Annotated in this window: 14 protein-coding genes and 1 riboswitch; of the genes, 5 read left to right on the plus strand and 9 right to left on the minus strand. The window is 41.0% G+C overall.

Going from position 1 to position 18243, the window contains the following annotated elements; genetic code table 11:
- Positions 1 to 780: 780 nt before the first annotated feature.
- On the minus strand, positions 781 to 1269 hold the full coding sequence (locus AB4140_RS13520) for a glutathione peroxidase (RefSeq protein ID WP_102440660.1): 489 nt from the start codon (positions 1267 to 1269) through the stop codon (positions 781 to 783).
- Between the two features lie 328 nt (positions 1270 to 1597).
- Here AB4140_RS13520 and AB4140_RS13525 point away from each other — a divergent pair, with 328 nt between their 5' ends.
- Positions 1598 to 2134: a YfaZ family outer membrane protein gene (locus AB4140_RS13525; RefSeq protein WP_102440659.1), complete on the plus strand. Its 537-nt coding sequence runs from the start codon at positions 1598 to 1600 to the stop codon at positions 2132 to 2134.
- A gap of 153 nt (positions 2135 to 2287) precedes the next feature.
- Here the strand turns inward: AB4140_RS13525 and AB4140_RS13530 are convergent, their stop codons facing one another.
- The 6 genes from AB4140_RS13530 to AB4140_RS13555 all read right to left on the minus strand — a co-directional run bounded on the left by AB4140_RS13530 (position 2288) and on the right by AB4140_RS13555 (position 8053).
- Complete coding sequence (locus tag AB4140_RS13530; RefSeq protein ID WP_372001327.1) at positions 2288 to 3415, minus strand: patatin-like phospholipase family protein; 1128 nt, start codon at positions 3413 to 3415, stop codon at positions 2288 to 2290.
- A gap of 185 nt (positions 3416 to 3600) precedes the next feature.
- A complete protein-coding gene (locus AB4140_RS13535) occupies positions 3601 to 5316 on the minus strand; it encodes a proline--tRNA ligase (RefSeq protein ID WP_372001329.1) in 1716 nt (571 codons plus the stop codon).
- A 138-nt stretch (positions 5317 to 5454) separates the two neighbouring features.
- Complete coding sequence (locus AB4140_RS13540; RefSeq protein ID WP_102440662.1) at positions 5455 to 6099, minus strand: DapH/DapD/GlmU-related protein; 645 nt, start codon at positions 6097 to 6099, stop codon at positions 5455 to 5457.
- A 1-nt stretch (position 6100) separates the two neighbouring features.
- Positions 6101 to 6847 carry a tRNA (N6-threonylcarbamoyladenosine(37)-N6)-methyltransferase TrmO gene (gene tsaA, locus AB4140_RS13545; protein WP_102440661.1) on the minus strand — a complete coding sequence of 249 codons (747 nt, stop codon included), beginning with the start codon at positions 6845 to 6847 and terminating at the stop codon, positions 6101 to 6103.
- A gap of 270 nt (positions 6848 to 7117) precedes the next feature.
- Positions 7118 to 7513, minus strand: a complete 396-nt coding sequence (gene rcsF, locus AB4140_RS13550) for an Rcs stress response system protein RcsF (protein WP_303414390.1) — start codon at positions 7511 to 7513, stop codon at positions 7118 to 7120.
- 135 nt (positions 7514 to 7648) lie between these two features.
- On the minus strand, positions 7649 to 8053 hold the full coding sequence (locus AB4140_RS13555; RefSeq protein ID WP_076540367.1) for an H-NS family nucleoid-associated regulatory protein: 405 nt from the start codon (positions 8051 to 8053) through the stop codon (positions 7649 to 7651).
- Between the two features lie 452 nt (positions 8054 to 8505).
- On the opposite strand from AB4140_RS13555, the gene AB4140_RS13560 reads away from it, so the two are divergent.
- The 3 genes from AB4140_RS13560 (at position 8506) to AB4140_RS13570 (ending at position 12446) form a co-directional block, all read left to right on the plus strand.
- Positions 8506 to 9255, plus strand: coding sequence for an electron transfer flavoprotein subunit beta/FixA family protein (locus AB4140_RS13560; protein ID WP_102440655.1), 750 nt, complete (start codon positions 8506 to 8508; stop codon positions 9253 to 9255).
- 2 nt (positions 9256 to 9257) lie between these two features.
- Complete coding sequence (locus tag AB4140_RS13565) at positions 9258 to 10181, plus strand: electron transfer flavoprotein subunit alpha/FixB family protein (protein ID WP_303503531.1); 924 nt, start codon at positions 9258 to 9260, stop codon at positions 10179 to 10181.
- Positions 10182 to 10591: 410 nt separating this feature from the next.
- Positions 10592 to 10812: riboswitch (Lysine riboswitch) on the plus strand.
- A gap of 77 nt (positions 10813 to 10889) precedes the next feature.
- Positions 10890 to 12446, plus strand: a complete 1557-nt coding sequence (locus AB4140_RS13570) for a Na+/H+ antiporter NhaC family protein (RefSeq protein WP_102476998.1) — start codon at positions 10890 to 10892, stop codon at positions 12444 to 12446.
- A gap of 455 nt (positions 12447 to 12901) precedes the next feature.
- On the opposite strand, the gene AB4140_RS13575 is transcribed toward AB4140_RS13570, so the two are convergent.
- A complete protein-coding gene (locus tag AB4140_RS13575; RefSeq protein ID WP_372001333.1) occupies positions 12902 to 15043 on the minus strand; it encodes a M3 family metallopeptidase in 2142 nt (713 codons plus the stop codon).
- A gap of 304 nt (positions 15044 to 15347) precedes the next feature.
- On the opposite strand from AB4140_RS13575, the gene AB4140_RS13580 reads away from it, so the two are divergent.
- A complete protein-coding gene (locus AB4140_RS13580; protein WP_076540377.1) occupies positions 15348 to 15926 on the plus strand; it encodes a thymidine kinase in 579 nt (192 codons plus the stop codon).
- 236 nt (positions 15927 to 16162) lie between these two features.
- Here the strand turns inward: AB4140_RS13580 and AB4140_RS13585 are convergent, their stop codons facing one another.
- Positions 16163 to 17953, minus strand: coding sequence for an acyl-CoA dehydrogenase C-terminal domain-containing protein (locus AB4140_RS13585; RefSeq protein ID WP_372001335.1), 1791 nt, complete (start codon positions 17951 to 17953; stop codon positions 16163 to 16165).
- Positions 17954 to 18243 lie beyond the last annotated feature (290 nt).

Below are 18243 nucleotides of genomic sequence, written 5' to 3' on the forward strand. Positions count from 1 at the left end.
CCGCGGTAAATTATTTTAAAGTTTTTTTGACTAGCTGGCTTGATTGGATTTTATTAGTGCAATTTAGTTTTAAATCAGCAGTTTGAATTGCTGTTTAATCTCAGGTCATATTCAAGCTGAGATAAACTTGGCGCAAAAAAAATGGCAACCCAGTGGATTGCCAGAAGTATTTCTATGCGGGTCACTGTTAACGGTGCGCTAGCGTGTTAGCAATGTCCCAATTGGGAGTGATGATGAAAAAGAGTTACCAAATTCGAGTAGCGAAATAATTGGGGAGATTAAATCTATAAAAGCTCAGTATCGAAATAACCTTGATGAGGGGTTAGCCTATTACTGACTAGCTACATTACTAAGAGAGGCTAAGCTGCAAATGGTTCAATAAAATTTATTATTTTTTAAATATTTAGAATGATCGAAAGCGATACATTTTTATGTATCTGTTTTTATTGGGTTTTTGTGATAACCTTTATTGTTCTTTTATGGCGAACATCGTCAGGATTAAGGGGTGCTTTATAAACTTTGCTTTAACAAACCAGTCTCATCAAAAATTAGCTCCATAAAAAAAGGCAATCAAACGATTGCCTATTGATCCACTTTGAGATCAAAGGGACCGCGCTAGAAGTCCCAGGGAGATGATGAAAGTGAAAACACTGTCTATATACTATGAGCATCTCAAAGTGAAATAGTTCAAAAAAACATCAATTTTTTATCAATAATTTTTTTATGCAATTAAATCAGTAGATTAAAAATACATTAAGTGTCGATTTAATGCGGTAACTATTACTTTTTCAGTAGATACTCAATTTGTTCTACTAAATTTTCAGGTTTCATGGTCGGTGCATAACGCTTTAACACCTTGCCTTCTTTGTCTATTAAGAATTTAGTGAAGTTCCACTTAATTGACTCACTGCCCAGCAACCCTTTAGCTGAAGACTTAAGAAACTGATAGATAGGTGCGGCATTGGCGCCATTAACGTCCACCTTACTAAATAATGGAAAACTAACCCCGAAATTCAGTTCACAGAATTTGCTAATGGTAGCTTCGTCGCCTTTTTCTTGGGAGCCAAACTGGTTACATGGAAACCCTAATATCACTAAACCTTGCTCTTTATATAACTGATACAGGTGCTCAAGGGGTTTATATTGATGGGTGAAGCCGCATTCGCTAGCGGTGTTAACAACCAATACCACATGATCTTTAAATTGATCCATGGATACAGTGTTACCTTGAATGTCTACTGCGCTTTGCTGATAAAATGTTTGGCTCATGGTCAACTCCTAAAACGATAATAATACTTTTAAGTTTTATCATAACTGCAAATTGGATTGTGCACAATTTAAAATGCGGATTTAATAAACGCATAAGCTGATCTGGGCTTGACATCAACGAGAGCAGTTAATTTTACCGATTAAGTTATACTCAACCGCGACTTGATATATTAACTTACAGGTATTGCTAACTCTTATTTATTGTAACTTGGTTGTGGTTTAATTGTGTGTTAATCCATCTAGGCGCTCGTGTTAGGCCTTTTTATAAAGACTAATTAATTAGCTCAGTATAATCTTGGCCCATAAGCACTTAGGTTTGAGGTTATAAATGAATAAAAAAATGATGGCTGTTATTGCAGCGAGTGTGTTTTGCGTCAATGTTAATGCTACTGAGTTTTCTTTAGGGCTCAGTGAGCACGTGGTATCTGCTGACATTAAGACCAATATTAACCCTAATGTTAATCTTGAAGCCGGTTATGTGTATTCAGATAAAAAGGGTAACTTGGCGCAGTTTGCCATGCATATGACCCATCAAACTGGTCCGCATTCAATTGAAATTGGCCCTAAGTTATCCAGTGTTTGGTTTGATAATAGTCCTAATGGCAGTGTCATTGCCGTCGGTGGACACTATGGCTTTGCGCTAGGCAATAAAATATCGCTGCATGCTGATGCTTATTATGCGCCGTCAGTATTGTCTTTTTCGGATGTCGATGGTTACACCGAATTAGGTGGAAAAGTGCAGTATGACTTTAACCCTAATATGGCGGTTTTTTTCGGTTATAGAAATATGACCTTCCAGTATGATGGTCGTTCAGATCGTGCTTTTGAAGATGGTTTCTATATTGGTGGCACTTCACGCTTCTAATACTTATTAAGCGGCACCTGTGGAAACACTCTCCACCAAAAAAGCAAGTTGCGTGGCAACTTGCTTTTTATTATTTGTAATAGCAGCGTATTTGGCAGTGAGTTCATCTCAAAGTGAGTCGTGCTGCACTAATCATTTAGCCAAGAAGCCTATTTAGGTTTCCAGTTCAAAAAAGGTTTTGATGGTATCCATTTGGTTCATAGCGTCTTTATAACCGAGATCAATTAAGGCACTGGTGTAGGATTTTTCAAATAATAAGTATGACGCGATACTTGAGTCTGATTGACGATTAATGCCAATAAATTTCAATAATATTCTGATGGCGAGAGGTAAGTCTTGAAAGTAGCGCGCGGCAATAACACTTAAATCTTCACTGGGCTTAATGACTAAGGTGTCAATTTTACGCAAATTAACCAGCTTAGCATCGGCGGGTGGAATAAGGTCTAAGGTGCTGTTTATCCGCTCTAAGCGTTCTAAATCACTGTTTAAAGTGTCTGAGAAAATGGTATCCAGTAAATGACCTGCAATGGTTGCTGTTTTTGGGTGAGCATCTATATCACTGTGCCTTTGTTTATGAGGGCTATCTAGATTGATCACCATAATTTTACTGGCACCTAAATGTATCGGACTGGATAACGGCGACAGTTGGTGCACAGAGCCATCACCGAAATAGGCTTGGTTTAACTTAACTGATGGAAACACTAACGGGATAGCAGATGTGGCCATCAAATGATCCGTGGTTAACGTAGTGCGAGTGCCTTGTCTTCTTGCCCGTTGCCAGTCGTTAATATTATGGCTAGCTTGATAAAAGCTGTAGGAATATGAGTCATTATAACTTGATGCATCTAAGCTAATAGCCTTTAACGCGCCGCTACCAATGTTGCGTTCAATACGCTGAAAATCAATTAGCTGATTTAGTAGTTTTCGTAATGGCTGATTATCCAGCAAGCTGCCAGCTTCGGTATTGACTGTATCACTTTGCAGTCCTTTTAAGGCCATTTTTGATAAGTGCTTTAATACATGCCAAAACGATGAACTGTAAACTTTATGGGTTTCAAAGTGACGCCATACCCAATCAAGTTTTCGAACCCCTAAATGAAAACAAGAGGCATGAGTGGCCAATGAAATGGCATTAATTGCACCTGCTGAGCTACCACTAAGAATATCAAACGGGATATGATGATTTCGCGGATAAAGCTGAACCAGCGCTTTTAGTACGCCAATTTGATACGCTGCTCGCGCGCCACCACCACCTAATACCAGTGCAATTGATTCTGACAACGATGCTCTCCTCTGTTTGATAAGCTGATGATATCAGTATGTATAGCAATAACTGGTTATACCAATCAAAATAACATAATCATTACCAATCTAATTTTATAATCAGAAAAAAAGCTAAAAAAAACGCACCTAAAAAGGTGCGTTGTTTACTGCACTACTGTTAGGTAATGCTCTAAGGCAATGGATTAACCTTTGATTGACGAGGTAATAAAGTCAACAATTTGGTCAAACGGGATATCTTGTTTTTCACCGGTGCGGCGGTTTTTATATTCAAACACGCCTGCATCGATATTACGATCGCCAATAACAATCACATGAGGCAAGCCAATTAGCTCCATGTCATTGAACATCACACCTGGGCGCTCTTTACGGTCATCTAATAAGATTTCGATGCCTTGGGCGCTTAAGTCAGCGTAAAGCTGCTCAGCCATGTCTTTTACGCGATGAGACTTATGCATGTTCATCGGTAAAATACCCACTGTGAACGGCGCAAGTGACTCAGGTAACTTCATTCCTCGGTCATCATGGTTTTGCTCGATTGCAGCGGCAACGATACGGCTAACACCAGCGCCATAACAACCCATTTGCATCACTTTTGACTTACCGTTTTCATCAAGTACGGTTGCGCCCATTGCTTCTGAGTAGTTAGTACCAAGTTGGAAGATATGACCGACTTCAATACCACGTGCAAACGCATAAACACCTTTACCATCTGGGCTTGCTTCACCTTCAACCACGTTACGAATATCCATCGCTTGTGCCATTGGTAAATCGCGCTCCCAGTTGATGCCAAAGTAATGCTTACCTTCTTGGTTAGCACCAGCAGCAAAGTCGCTCATTAGCGCGACGTCACGGTCAATGATAATAGGCATTTCAAGGCCTACAGGGCCGATTGAACCTGGACCTGCGCCTACAGCTGCAACCATTTCAGCATCAGTGGCAAACTCAAGTGGTGAGGCAACGAGCTCATGCTTCTCAGCTTTTAATTCGTTTAACTCATGATCGCCACGAATAACTAATGCTACCAATGGTGCATCTTCAGTTGCGCCCTTAACAATCAGGGTTTTAACTGTTTTAGTTATTTCAAGTTCAAACTGCTCAACTAATTCAGCAATGGTTTTGGCATTTGGCGTATCAACGACAGTCATTTCCTGTGTTGGTGCGGCTAATGTGCCAGTTGGTGCTGCAGTTTCTGCTTTTTCAATGTTTGCGGCATAATCACTTTCAGTTGAATAAGCGATCAAGTCTTCACCACTGTTAGCAAGAACATGGAACTCATGTGAGGTACTACCACCAATTGAACCCGTGTCAGCAATAACAGGACGGAAAGCAAGACCCATACGATTAAAGATGTTGCAGTATGCTTGATGCATGTCTGCATAAGTCTTATCCATGCACTCTTGGGTTAAATGGAAAGAATAGGCATCTTTCATCAAAAATTCACGTGCACGCATCACGCCAAAACGAGGACGGACTTCATCACGGAATTTTGTTTGTACTTGATATAATGTCAGTGGTAATTGCTTATAAGAGCTCACTTCTTTACGGACTAAATCAGTAATCACTTCTTCATGGGTTGGGCCTAAAACGAAGTCGCGGTTATGACGATCTTGGAAGCGGAGCAATTCAGGACCAAATTTTTCCCAACGTCCTGTTTCAACCCAAAGATCGGCCGGCTGTACTAGGGGCATCAAAATTTCAATAGAACCGACTTTGTTCATTTCTTCACGAACAATGGCTTCGACTTTACGTAATACACGTAAACCACTCGGTAACCATGAATAAAGGCCTGATGCATTACGACGGATAAAGCCGGCACGTAACATCAATTGATGGCTGATGACTTCTGCATTTGCAGGTGTTTCTTTTTGTGTTGAAAGCAGGTACTTGCTAACTCGCATTCCCAATGTCCACTTAGTAGCTATTAATGTGCGACATTTTATCACCTGTAACGATGAAGTCACCAGATAATTAAGCGATACCTGACAAAGATAGCCATAGGGCTATGGCAAAATGATATGGGCGATAAATTAAAGCAACTATTTATCGCGTCGGTCGCCAATGATTTTGGCAGGGTTACCGGCAACAATCGCAAATTCGGGAACATCTTTGGTCACAATACTACCCATGCCAACAATGGCTTGGTTGCCAATAGTAACCCCATCAACAATGCCAGCTTGGGCGCCAATCCATACATCACGGCCAATGACAATACCCTTTGATTGACTGGGTTGTTGATAGATATCTTGCTCTGCTGACATGCCATGGTTAAAAGCATAAATCGTGACGTTATTGGCGATACGGGTTTTATCACCAATGGTGATGCCGCAGCGACCGCCATCAAAAGAGCAGCCATGATTAATGGCCACTTCATTGCCTAGGGTTATCGGCCCATGTAAAAACACCTCGGCGGCAATCATGCATTGATTTCCCATAGTTATATTGCGCCCAGGCTCTGCAAACACATTGGCTTCGGGGGCGATAAAACACTGCTGACCAAACTTAATGGTTTCAAGCTGCTCAAATTGTTGCTGAACTTCATCTTGCCAGGGTTTAGCCCAGGTAAATTGTTTGTCTTTTAAGGAAAAATACAACCACGGCATCCAAGATAAACGTTTTTTATGCTGAGTTTGATAATCAGGACTTTTGTTTGTATCAAGGGTGCTGTTCAAATCAGACTTCATATTAGTTTTGACCAACGCTGGTGGGTTTAATTTCAATAACATTAATCTGCTGCTCAGTGACGGTCCAAAAAATATCAATATCATATAAGGCCACTTGATATAATTTTGGATCTGCTTTGGCTTTTTTATAAGCAGGTCGAGGGTCTTGAGCTAACACGTCAGTAATAAGTTGAATTAAATCACTGTTATTGAGCTTAGATGAGTGGGCGTCAATTTGCGCTTTTGCCAAGCTTGAAAATTGTACATCAATTAATTTTGGCGCATCTTGAGCGATGCCACCTGTCGCACTTTCTATTGAGTCAGAAAATGGAATATAAGGTTTTATATCAATAATGGGGGTACCATCTAATAAATCCATGCCGGATATTTCAAGACAAACTTTGCCATTTTTCTGAATAACCTTATGCAATTTAACCACTGACTGGCCAATACCATTAGGTCTGAATGTAGAGCGGGTGGCAAATACGCCTAACTTTTCATTGCCACCTAATCTTGGTGGTCTGACGGTATTTTTCCAACCTTGCTGTAGGTTTTCATGAAAACAAAAAAGCAGCCATAAGTGTGAATATTGTTCAATACCTCTAACCGCATCAAGGTTATTGACTTGAGGGGCTAATTCAATAACACCTTTAATATTTACCAACCCTGGTTGTCTTGGGATACCAAACTTTTGTTTGTAAGGGGTACGACAATACCCGACGGCCTCTATTTGAGAGTTAAAGTTTTGCGCGTTAGGATCTGTTTTCATGTCTAAGAAACCGTCAAGTGTTGTTACTAATAAATTAAGAGGGGGCATAATCAAGCATTGAACCGAATAAATGTTCAATGCTTTGTTAATTTAATACTAAAGAGCCATTAGCCAATGTAAGGTTTTAAGCAAAGCGGGTGTTAACGTCTTTAAAATGCTTCGGATAACAGCATAAATAAAATGACTTAGACACTTAGCCTGATGGTTTAATTTCTTTGACCATTAGCCATTAATAGTCGGTTGCTCTAATACTAAATTATTAACAAGTATCTACTGCTCAGTAGCGGTTTTAATTGCTTGGCCGACACAAATTGCTTGGCTGTAGCAGCTGTCGACCTGTTGTTCTGTTAATAGGCATTTTTTGATCATTAGCCCATTGGCACCTAGCTCGACCGCCTGTTTTCGTGCATCGGTTCTCGCATCTGCAATGCTTGCAGGAACCCCATCAGCAGTTTGTTGGCATGATTCACCTTCAACTAGGCCTAACACCTCAAATGACCCTTTAGGGCGTTGGTTCTCTTTATATAGAACCACATTTCCAGGTTTGAAATAGTCATCAATTGCCTTAGCGTCTAGGTTACTATTAAAAGTGTATTCACTAGCACAACCAGATAATAATATTGCTGAGCTTATAGCTAAAGAAAAAACAGGACGAGAAACGTTCATAGTAAAGCCTAATTCAAAAGAGGTGAATGTAGTATAGTTTACAATGCTTGCTAGCAGGTGGGAATAGAATACAGATAAGAAAAAAGCTTACCAAAGTAAGCTTTTTCTATATGAAGGATGTCAAAACAGCAAGTGTTATTCCATACCAGGAATTAAGAAGTCTTCCATTGTTTTGCCATTATCAACTTGGTTTTTGAACACAGTTGGCATACGGCCTTGACCCGTCCACTGGATTAATTCGCCATCAACTTCAATTTGGTATTTAGCAGGGCGCGGCGCACGTTTTTTTGGTGCAGGCTTAATTGATACTTCACCTAAGTCTTCAATTGATAAACCACTGTTTTCAATTTGCGCTAGAATTTCAGCAATGCGTGCATTTCTTTCTGCATTGGCTTCTTGTTCTGCTTTTTCGTCTTCTTCTCTTTCTGTAATGATTTTTTCAAGCTTTACTGAAAGCTCACGTAAATCTTCTACAGACAACTCTTTAACTGCAGCTTTAAAACGACGACCATGGGTTAGTATTTCTAAAAAGTCACTCATATCAATGTGCATCCTAATGGTTATTAAATAATAAGTTTTCAAGTAATGCTTTAGAGATTAAAGAATACCTATCAAAATCGCTACATTGCTTAATTATTTAGCATTGGAGTGTCAAATTTAATTGACCATTAAGCATGTCAATAAAGCACAATATTTAATAGTAAAAAATAAGTTTACTTGAATAGTCATTAATAATAGAAACTAAATCTGAATGGATCAAATAAAATCATCAATAAGTAGATAAAAATTAATTAATCTACCTTTTAGGTACCTTATTTAATATAAATTGTGCAGAAGTCAGTTCTTTTAAACGCAGATTGAGCCAAAAAAAATATAAACAAGTGTTTGACTTAGGTTGACGTTAACGTTAACAGGCCGTAAAGTTGAGCCATATTACATTGGTTAAAACCAATGTGCCGTCCACATACATTGAAGGTGTAAAAGGAAATCCCATGAAAGTATTGGTGCCTGTAAAGCGCGTAGTCGATGCAAATGTGAAGGTCAGAGTAAACGCTGACAACACAAATGTTGATACTGCTAATTTGAAAATGGCGTTAAACCCATTCTGTGAAATTGCAGTTGAAGAAGCTGTAAGATTGAAAGAAGCAGGAAGTGTTACGGAAATTGTTGTGGTCACTATTGGAGCTAAAAATGCTCAAGAACAATTACGTACCTCGATGGCGCTTGGTGCCGACCGTGCTATTCATGTCCTGACTGATGACGAGTTAGTGCCGTTATCGATTGCTAAAATTTTAAAAGCGGTTCAAGAAAAAGAACAAGCAGAATTAGTGATATTTGGTAAGCAATCTATTGATGGCGACAATAACCAAACCGGTCAAATGCTAGCTGCATTAACGAATATGCCTCAAGCAACGTTTGCATCAGAGCTAACATTAACGGCAGACAGTGCAGAAGTAACCCGTGAGATTGACGGCGGCTTACAAACAATAAAAATGCCATTACCAGCGGTGGTTACGGTTGATTTACGTTTAAATGAACCTCGTTACGCATCATTACCTAATATTATGAAAGCTAAGCGTAAGCCATTAGAGACACTTTCAATTGATGATTTAGGCGTAAGCTTAAAAGCACATCAAACCATTATAAAAGTCACCCCTCCAGCTGAGCGTAAAGCTGGCATCATGGTGAATTCAGTGGCTGAATTAGTTGAAAAGTTAAAAAATGAAGCGAAGGTGATCTAATTATGACTATTTTAGTATTAGCTGAACATGATAACGCAAGCTTAAAATTAGATACCGCTAAAGCAGTAAGCGCAGCGGTTGCCATTGGTGGTGATGTGCATGTGTTAGTTGCTGGTAGTGATTGCGCTGCAGCAGTTACCGCAGCGCAAGCATTAACAGGCGTAAGCAAGGTATTAGTTGCTGATAATGCTGTGTATCAAGCGCAACTAGCAGAAAACCTTTCACAGTTAGTGGTTAACCTTGCAGGTGATTACGAACATATTATTTCTGCGGCTAGCAGTGTCGGTAAAGATACCCTGCCACGAGTCGCGGCGTTATTAGATGTGGCGCAAGTTTCTGAAGTGATTGAAGTTGTAAGCCCAGATACCTTCGTGCGTCCTGTTTATGCCGGTTCGGCATTAGCGACAGTGCAAAGTTTAGATGCGGTTAAAGTGCTAACAGTACGAACCAGTGCTTTTGATGCCGCAACCAATGACGGCAGTGCAGAAGCGGTTATGGTTGATTTTGTTGCCACAGCAGCGGCAGAATTTGTTTCGCAAACATTAACTGAATCAGAGCGTCCTGAGCTTGGCAGTGCTGGGGTGATTGTTTCCGGCGGCCGCGGTATGGGCAGTGGTGAGAACTTTGCTATTTTAGAAGCGCTTGCTGATAAATTAACTGCTGCTGTTGGTGCTTCGCGCGCAGCTGTTGATGCTGGCTTTGTACCGAATGATTTACAAGTAGGACAAACTGGTAAAATTGTCGCACCTGATCTGTATATTGCTGTAGGTATCTCAGGGGCTATTCAGCATCTTGCTGGTATGAAAGACTCTAAAGTCATTGTGGCAATCAACAAAGATCCTGAAGCGCCGATTTTCCAGGTTGCAGATTATGGTCTGGAAGCTGATTTGTTTGAAGCGATCCCTGAGCTAACTAATTTGCTATAGTCCTTAATTAGAGCCCTTAATTAGAGCCCTAAATAAGAGTCCTAAATAATGCTCTTTATAATAGGATTATGGCTTACGCTAGTTTTTTAGTGAGTTAATATCCACTAATAAAAAACGGCACTAAAAGGCTTTTACCGAGAGGTAAAAGCCTTTTTTAATGTTCCGTAGATAGTTGCTGCCAATTTATACTAATGCGTTGTTATTTGCGGTGCTGTTCTATCAGTGAGCAAAAATTACCACTGCGTTAAATATGAACCCTTGCTAATAAAAGGTTACACTGGTGCTGCGTCAATGTGCGCGGTTTTAGTTGTGATGTTATATATCACAAGATAATCAAGTTTTATCTGGCAATGATGCTACTGCTTATGTTTGTATGATGGGGTGTTGATATACAGAGCCTTTCTGTTGTTAGCATAAGTAGAGGTGCATTAAGTATCAGTACGGGTGAGTTGGGTGATGCCAATAACTTATTCGGAAAGGATTTAGTGCCGAAGTAAATGGATTCTATCAAAACCATTTATTGGGGCAGTTACCGAAAGGGACTGCACTGTCATGGTAATTTCTATCCGAAAGGGTAGAAGAATATATATCGACAACGATATTGATATTACTGTGGAGTGCTACTGAAAAGAATTTCGTTTACGTATTCAACGTAAACTTGCCTTATCAGTTATTCTCCATTCGTACTCAACGAAGAAATTATAAGAAATGATGATAACAAGTTACGCCGATTCGGCTCTCTCGCTTTTGCCACCAGTAGTGGCTATTTTGCTCGCAGTATTAACTCGCCGAGTCTTACTTTCATTGGGCTTAGGTATTATCACCGGGGTGTTTTTACTCGGTGATTTTTCAGTTAGCGCTGCAGCCTCAAATTTACTGACTACCGTCACGGGTCTAGTTTGGGATGATGGCGCGCTCAATTCATGGAACCTACAAATTTTAGGTTTCTTGGTGATTTTGGGCATGATCACGGCATTAATCACGGTAAGTGGTTCAGCTCGCGCCTTTGCTGATTGGGCTCATCAACGTATTCGCAATAAACGTGATGCCAAGTTGATGACTATCTTCCTTGGTGTTGTAGTGTTTATTGATGACTACTTTAACAGTATTGTGGTGGGATCTATTGCACGTCCAATCACCGACCGTTACCACATTTCACGGGCTAAATTAGCCTACTTATTGGATTCAACAGCGGCACCAATTTGTGTTATCTCGCCTGTTTCAAGCTGGGGGGCGTACATTATCGCCCTGATCGGCGGGATTTTAACGGCTCATGGCTTTGCTGATACAGGGCATTTAAGTGTGTTCCTGCAAATGATCCCAATGAACTTTTATGCCATTTTTGCATTATTATTATTGGTGTGTGTGGCGTTATTTGGTTTAGATATTGGCCCAATGCGTAAGCATGAACAAAATGCCCAAAAGGGTGAGTTGTTCGACGAATCTAAAGGCTTACCACCAGGAGCCACAGCCGATTTACCAGAAGCGGAAACCGGTAAAATCATTGGCTTATTCTTACCTATATTAGTGTTAGTTGCGGCAACCTTCTATTTCATGGTGGCGTCAGGCGCTGATGCATTATCAGCTAATGATTTACCTTTTAGCATTTTAGGAGCATTTGAAAATACTGAAGTGAGCTCGTCACTATTTTACGGTTCACTGGTGGGGTTAGCGGTCACCTTAGTATTAACTGTGAAGCAAAAAATTGCTCTGCCTATGGTGTTCACTGGCATCAAACTTGGCGCTAAATCAATGCTACCTGCCATTTATATTTTGTTATTTGCTTGGACGATTTCAACGGTTATTGGCAACCTTGAAACCGGTAAATACATGGCCAGTTTAGCCACAGGCAATATTCCATTTGCGATGCTACCTGCAGTATTATTTTTATTAGCAGGCCTAACCGCATTTGCAACCGGCACCAGCTGGGGTACCTTCGGTATCATGTTGCCAATTGCAGCTGATATGGCGATGGGCAGTGATAGCACTATGATGTTACCTATGCTTGCAGCCGTGTTATCTGGTGCAGTATTTGGCGATCATTGTTCACCGATTTCAGATACCACTATCTTGTCGTCAACGGGGGCGAGTTGTCACCATATCGATCACGTAATGACGCAATTACCTTATGCGTTAATCGTGGCGGTCATTAGTATTATTGGCTACGGTGTATTAGGTTTTACCGCGTCAGTGGCCATGGGCTTGGTCACCTGTAGTGTGCTATTTGTATTAAGCGTTATTGGACTGAAGTTGATCACTAAATAGCGTAAGCTAACTCGGTTTGATTTAAGCTTATCGCGAACTTTAGATATAGCTAGCTTGTATGAAAATGCCGCTCAGATGAGCGGCATTTTTTATGTTTTAAAATCAAGGCTGCATAATAAAGTGGTATATATAAGCTAAATATCTAAGTCGAATCACTAGAGTGAACCTCAAAGGTTTAAGCTCACATGTTTTGTTTATGCAGCAGTTATTGTTAGCGAAGAGAAGCAGCGATTAGCACTGTGAGTGAATGACTGTTTCTGCCAATGGTGAGTGCAAGGGTTAGCAATTATAGGGATTAACAGGTACTGCTAATCAGCGTACTCGGATCTAGGTGAAAATTGAGATAAAAAAATGCCGCTCAAATGAGCGGCATTTTTAGGATTTAAGTTTAAGTGCTAAATAAAATTAGCTTTAACCAAACTTAAATGATGTTAAGCCACAAGGTTCTAATAGCGTTAGTTTAAACCACGACGCTCAAGTAATGCATCAGTCGTCGGCTCTTGACCTCTGAAGGCTTTATACGCATCCATTGGTGGTACTGAGTTACCCACTTCACGAATGGTTTTGCGATACTTCATCCCAATTTCACGGTTTAGACCGCCTTGAGTTTGTACGTAAGCAAAGGCATCAGCTGCAAGGATTTCACTCCACATGTAAGCGTAATAACTTGCAGAGTAGCCGCCCGGGAAAGCGTGAGCAAAATAGCTTGAGCGGTAACGAGGTGGTACCGCTTTAATGTCAACACCGTGTTTTTTCAGGGCGCTTGCTTCAAAGCTCGCCACATCTTGTAATGGCACATCAGCAGCAAGTGAATGCCACTCTAAATCAACTAGTGCTGCCGCCATATACTCTAAGGTGTCAAACCCTTGATTAAAGCTGCGAGACTCAAGTAATTTTTCTAGTAGTGCCTCAGGAATGACTTCGCCTGTTTCATAGTGCTTAGCATAGTTAGCCAGCACTTTAGGGTGCGCTGCCCAGTCTTCTTCAAATGTCGATGGGAACTCTACAAAGTCACGTGATACTGAGGTGCCCGCAAGTGATGGGTAAGTAACTTTTGAGAACATACCGTGGGTACCATGGCCCATTTCATGGAACATGGTGGTGACTTCACTGTAGCTCACAAATGTTGGCTGACCTTCAGGGGCTTTCTTAATGTTCATCACATTAACTACCACAGGCTTGTTGTTTAATAACTCAGACTGACCCACAAACGAGTTCATCCAAGCGCCGCCACGTTTACCTTCACGAGAAAAGTAATCAGCATAAAAGATAGCCATACTGCTGCCATCTTCATCAAACATTTCATACGCTTTTACATCAGGGTGATAAACAGGCAGATCAGGTCTTGGTGTTAAGGTCACGCCATACAATTCTTTAAGAGTGAAAAACACGCCATCTTCCAGTACACGATTAAATTCAAAATAAGGCTTAATTGATGCCTCATCTAAATCAAATTTTTCTTTACGTACACGCTCGGCATAATAAGCCCAATCCCATGGTTCAAGGGTAAAGTCGCCGCCCATTTTGGTGATCATTGCTTGTATGTCTGCGGCTTCTTTTTGGGTGTTTTCAACTACAGCAGGCACCATTGAGCCAAACATCTTATAAACCGCATCTGGGTTTTTGGCCATTTGTGGCGCTAAGCGGTAATCTGCCCAACTGTCATAACCCAGTAATTGGGCTTTTTCGGCACGTAGTTGCGCTAAACGAGCCACTAAAGAAGCGGTTTCATTGTCACCCGTTAAACCGCGGTTAGCAGATGCTTGCCATACTTGTTGACGTAACTGACGGTTGTCTAGTTGGGCTAATACAGGCTGACGAGTGGTGTTGGTAATGCTAAGTAAGTATTTACCTTCATGGCCTGCTGCACTGGCATCAATGGCTGCTGATTTAATGGCGGTTGCTGATAAACCCGCAAGCTCTGACTCATCCTCAACGACTACGGCGATTTCTTTACTTAAGCGCATTAGTCGCTGTGAGAATTCGTTAGTCAAGGTTGACTGCTCTTCATTCAATACACGAATTTGCTGTTTTTGCGCTTCTGTTAGTTTAGCGCCCGCTAGAACAAAACGTTGATGATAAACTTCAATTAAGCGTTTTGCTTCAGGGCTAATTTCTAAGCCTTCACGGCTGTTATAAATCTGTTCAATGCGGCTAAAAAGTGCAGCATTTAAATTAATGTTGTCAGAATGGGCTGCCATTTTAGGCGCCATAATGCCCTGTATTTTACGTAGCTCAGGGTTACTTGTTGAACCGGTTAAATTATAAAAAACCTTCGATGTACGGCCTAATAGTTCACCGCTTTTTTCCATGGCAACAATGGTATTTTCAAAGGTTGCAGGCGCTGGATTGTTAGCAATAACCAAGATTTGCTGGTAATGCTCATTGATACCTTGCTCAAGCGCAGGTAAGAAGTGCTCATTTTTTATGTCAGCAAAATTAGGGGTTTGATATTGCAAGCTGCTTGGAGCAAAAAAAGGATTATCTGCTTGTATCATAGTGACGTTTTCAGCTTGGGTTGTATCAGTATTTGAGATTGAGCATCCACCTACGACGATTGTGGCAGCAATAGCTGCAGCAACAAGTGTTTTATGCATAGTGTTTAGACTTCCTATTATATTTTATTGTTCAAACAATCTATCAATTGTTTCTTAATCGTATCTGAAGTAATACAAAAAGCGTGAACTATGATGGCTTTTTTAACGTTAACTGTTTAATAAATGTGACATGTTAACTGGATTTAACATGTAATTACTGCTGCGAGAGGTGATTAGCTCAAAAGCGCAGCTGCACAGAGATGATTTTTTGTGATGCCGACATGAGTTTATCTATTCTAACGCTTATTTCGCTGCTGAAAAAATGATAAACTGCCACGGTAAATAACCATAAGGACACACCGTTTTGGCGCAACTCTACTTCTACTATTCTGCAATGAATGCAGGTAAATCAACTTCGCTACTGCAATCATCGTACAACTACCGTGAACGTGGAATGAATACCTTAGTCATGACAGCGTCAATTGATGATCGTTATGGTATTGGCAAAGTGGCTTCTCGTATTGGTATTGAAACCGAAGCCCATGTTTTTAGTGATGGTGATAACCTTGCTTATTTTATTGAAAAGCAACTTGCTGAACAAAAGCTGCACTGCATATTAATTGATGAGTCGCAATTTTTAAGTAAAGAGCAAGTTAAGCAGTTAACCCATGTGGTTGATAATTTTGATATTCCAGTGCTGTGCTATGGTTTAAAAACCGACTTTCAAGGTGAATTGTTTACCGGAAGCCAATACTTATTAGCCTGGGCTGATAAATTGGTAGAACTTAAAACTATTTGCCATTGCGGCCGTAAAGCCAACATGGTGTTAAGACTGGATGGCAACGGTAAGCCTATGCGTGATGGTGAGCAAGTTGCCATTGGCGGTAACGAAAGTTACGAGTCGGTATGCCGTAAGCATTTTAGAGAATTTCTTTGGGACTAGTTCGTTGCAGTTAACGAGTTACTCTTAAATAAAACAGCGCCTATATTGATTTATAGGCGCTGTTTTTGTTTGGACTTGTTTTTGGTAGTTACTTACAAAGCAGCGTTAAAAATCCGCCTCATCAAAATTAGCAATATGCGCTACTCGCTTCAATTTGCTTAGGTAAACTTCGAGCCTGGCTACCCCAGTAACTCAGATATTATTAGGGCGTAGTTTGAATGTATCGTTATCAGCGATTAAAAATCCGCGTCATCAAAGCTGGCAATATGCGCGCTACTTGCTTCAATTTGCTTGCGTAAGCTTCGAGTCTGACTGCCCCAGTAGCTCATATAAAACTGAGCGGTTTTAAGTTTGCCTTTATAGAACTCCGTTTCTTCAGTACCTGCTTCAATAGCTGCAAACGAGGTGGCGGCAATACGGGTCCACATCCACGCCAGCGTGGTGATGCCAAATAGCTGCATGTAGGCCATAGAAGCTGCGCCAATAATATCTGGATTAGTGCTGGCAGATTTGACGATAAAGCCAGTGGCTTTTTCTAAATCGCCTGCCGCATCCATTAAGCCGGCAATGTAAGGCTGCATGTTTGCATTGGCGCTGTTTTCTTGGATGAGTTGTTTAACCATCCCTGACCACAATGTCAGTGCAGCGCCTTTATCTGAGAGTAATTTACGGCCAACTAAATCCAATGCTTGTACGCCATTGGTGCCTTCATAAATCATCGCAATGCGAATATCGCGGACAAATTGTTCCATGCCCCATTCGTTAATATATCCGTGGCCGCCATAAACTTGCTGCGCATCAACACAGGCTTTAAAGCCTTGGTCGGTGACAAAGCCTTTTACTATTGGGGTAAATAGCGCTGCCAGCATTGAAGCTTGTTTTGCTTGTGCGGGATCAGTATGGCGCTCAGCAGAGTCTAGCCAAAGCGCTTGCTGGCCCATTAAGGCGCGGGTGCCTTCATTAAATGCTTTTTGCGACAACAGCATTCTGCGCACATCGCCATGAACTAAAATAGAGTCAGCGGCTTGCTCTGGTTGTTTAGCACCAGATAACGCGCGGCCTTGAATGCGACCTTTAGCATATTCCAATGCGTTTTGATAAGCGATATCAGACACGCCTAAACCCTGAATGCCGACGCCTAAGCGGGCTTGATTCATCATGGTGAACATTGCCTTTAAACCTTGATGAGGTGCGCCGACTAATTCACCTAGAGCATTATCAAAATGCATCACACAGGTGGAGTTACCATGAATACCCATTTTATGTTCAAGACCGGTGGCAGATAAACTATTAGCTTCACCCAAACTGCCGTCATCGTTAACCATAAACTTAGGTACCGCAAACAATGAGATCCCTTTAACGCCTTCTGGAGCGTCAGGTAATTTAGCTAATACCAAGTGAATGATATTTTCCGCTAAATCATGATCACCAGATGAGATAAATATTTTTTCACCGCTAATGGCAAATTGGCCATCTGCAGCTGGGGTTGCCTTAGTGCGCAGTAAAGCTAAATCAGTGCCAGCATGAGACTCAGTTAAGTTCATGGTGCCAGTCCACTCACCACTGACGAGCTTGGCAAGGTATTTTTGTTTCAGTGCATCACTACCATGAACGTGGATAGCTGAGTAAGCACCATGGGTTAACCCTGGGTACATGGCAAAGGCCATATTGGTGGCGGTTTTCATTTCGGTGGCAAAGGTGCCAATAACTTCGGGTAAGCCTTGACCGCCATATTCAGGATCACAGGTTAATGTGGCCCAACCATCATCAACGTATTGTTTATACGCCTGTTTAAATCCTTTTGGGGTAATCACTTTGCCATCCACAAGCTGACAACCTTCAAGATCACCTGAAGCATTAAGCGGCAACATAATCTCGGTAGTGAAATCGGCCACGCCTTGCAAAATAGCATCAGCAAGCTCAGGGTCGATTTCATCAAAACCTGATAAGTTAGGTTGCTGATAAATATTAAGTAATTCAGATAATATGAATTGATAATCTCTAAGGGGGGCTTGATAAATCGGCATAATAGGATCCTTTCTTATGATATTTCTGTGCTTACTCGCATAGTGACAGAATTGATGTTCAAGAATTAAACAGGTGTTTAACCATAACTAACTTTGAGCAAAAACTCAGTAATTATTTATCGGCGGTTTGTTAACTTCACAGCGGCAATTATAGCGTCAGGTGTCGTTATTGAATGTGGATGGCTATTGAAAAGTGAGATTGATGTGCTTCTATTATGCTAATAGGTAATATAGTCAATGGGTTGTATTGAGCTAGTTTTGAATTAAAGCTGATTTGAGTGATTGATTTG

This window comes from Shewanella sp. 10N.286.51.B2 (assembly GCF_041469265.1).
In the GTDB taxonomy this organism is placed as follows: domain Bacteria; phylum Pseudomonadota; class Gammaproteobacteria; order Enterobacterales; family Shewanellaceae; genus Shewanella.

Coding starts and splice junctions, on each gene's coding strand:
- AB4140_RS13540 (WP_102440662.1), bottom strand. CDS start 6,099: ATGAAGTCTGATTTGAACAGCACCCTTGATACAAACAAAAGTCCTGAT.
- AB4140_RS13570 (WP_102476998.1), top strand. CDS start 10,890: ATGATGATAACAAGTTACGCCGATTCGGCTCTCTCGCTTTTGCCACCA.
- rcsF (WP_303414390.1), bottom strand. CDS start 7,513: ATGAACGTTTCTCGTCCTGTTTTTTCTTTAGCTATAAGCTCAGCAATA.
- AB4140_RS13565 (WP_303503531.1), top strand. CDS start 9,258: ATGACTATTTTAGTATTAGCTGAACATGATAACGCAAGCTTAAAATTA.
- AB4140_RS13560 (WP_102440655.1), top strand. CDS start 8,506: ATGAAAGTATTGGTGCCTGTAAAGCGCGTAGTCGATGCAAATGTGAAG.
- AB4140_RS13535 (WP_372001329.1), bottom strand. CDS start 5,316: ATGCGAGTTAGCAAGTACCTGCTTTCAACACAAAAAGAAACACCTGCA.
- AB4140_RS13525 (WP_102440659.1), top strand. CDS start 1,598: ATGAATAAAAAAATGATGGCTGTTATTGCAGCGAGTGTGTTTTGCGTC.
- AB4140_RS13575 (WP_372001333.1), bottom strand. CDS start 15,043: ATGCATAAAACACTTGTTGCTGCAGCTATTGCTGCCACAATCGTCGTA.
- AB4140_RS13585 (WP_372001335.1), bottom strand. CDS start 17,953: ATGCCGATTTATCAAGCCCCCCTTAGAGATTATCAATTCATATTATCT.
- tsaA (WP_102440661.1), bottom strand. CDS start 6,847: ATGAAAACAGATCCTAACGCGCAAAACTTTAACTCTCAAATAGAGGCC.
- AB4140_RS13555 (WP_076540367.1), bottom strand. CDS start 8,053: ATGAGTGACTTTTTAGAAATACTAACCCATGGTCGTCGTTTTAAAGCT.
- AB4140_RS13520 (WP_102440660.1), bottom strand. CDS start 1,269: ATGAGCCAAACATTTTATCAGCAAAGCGCAGTAGACATTCAAGGTAAC.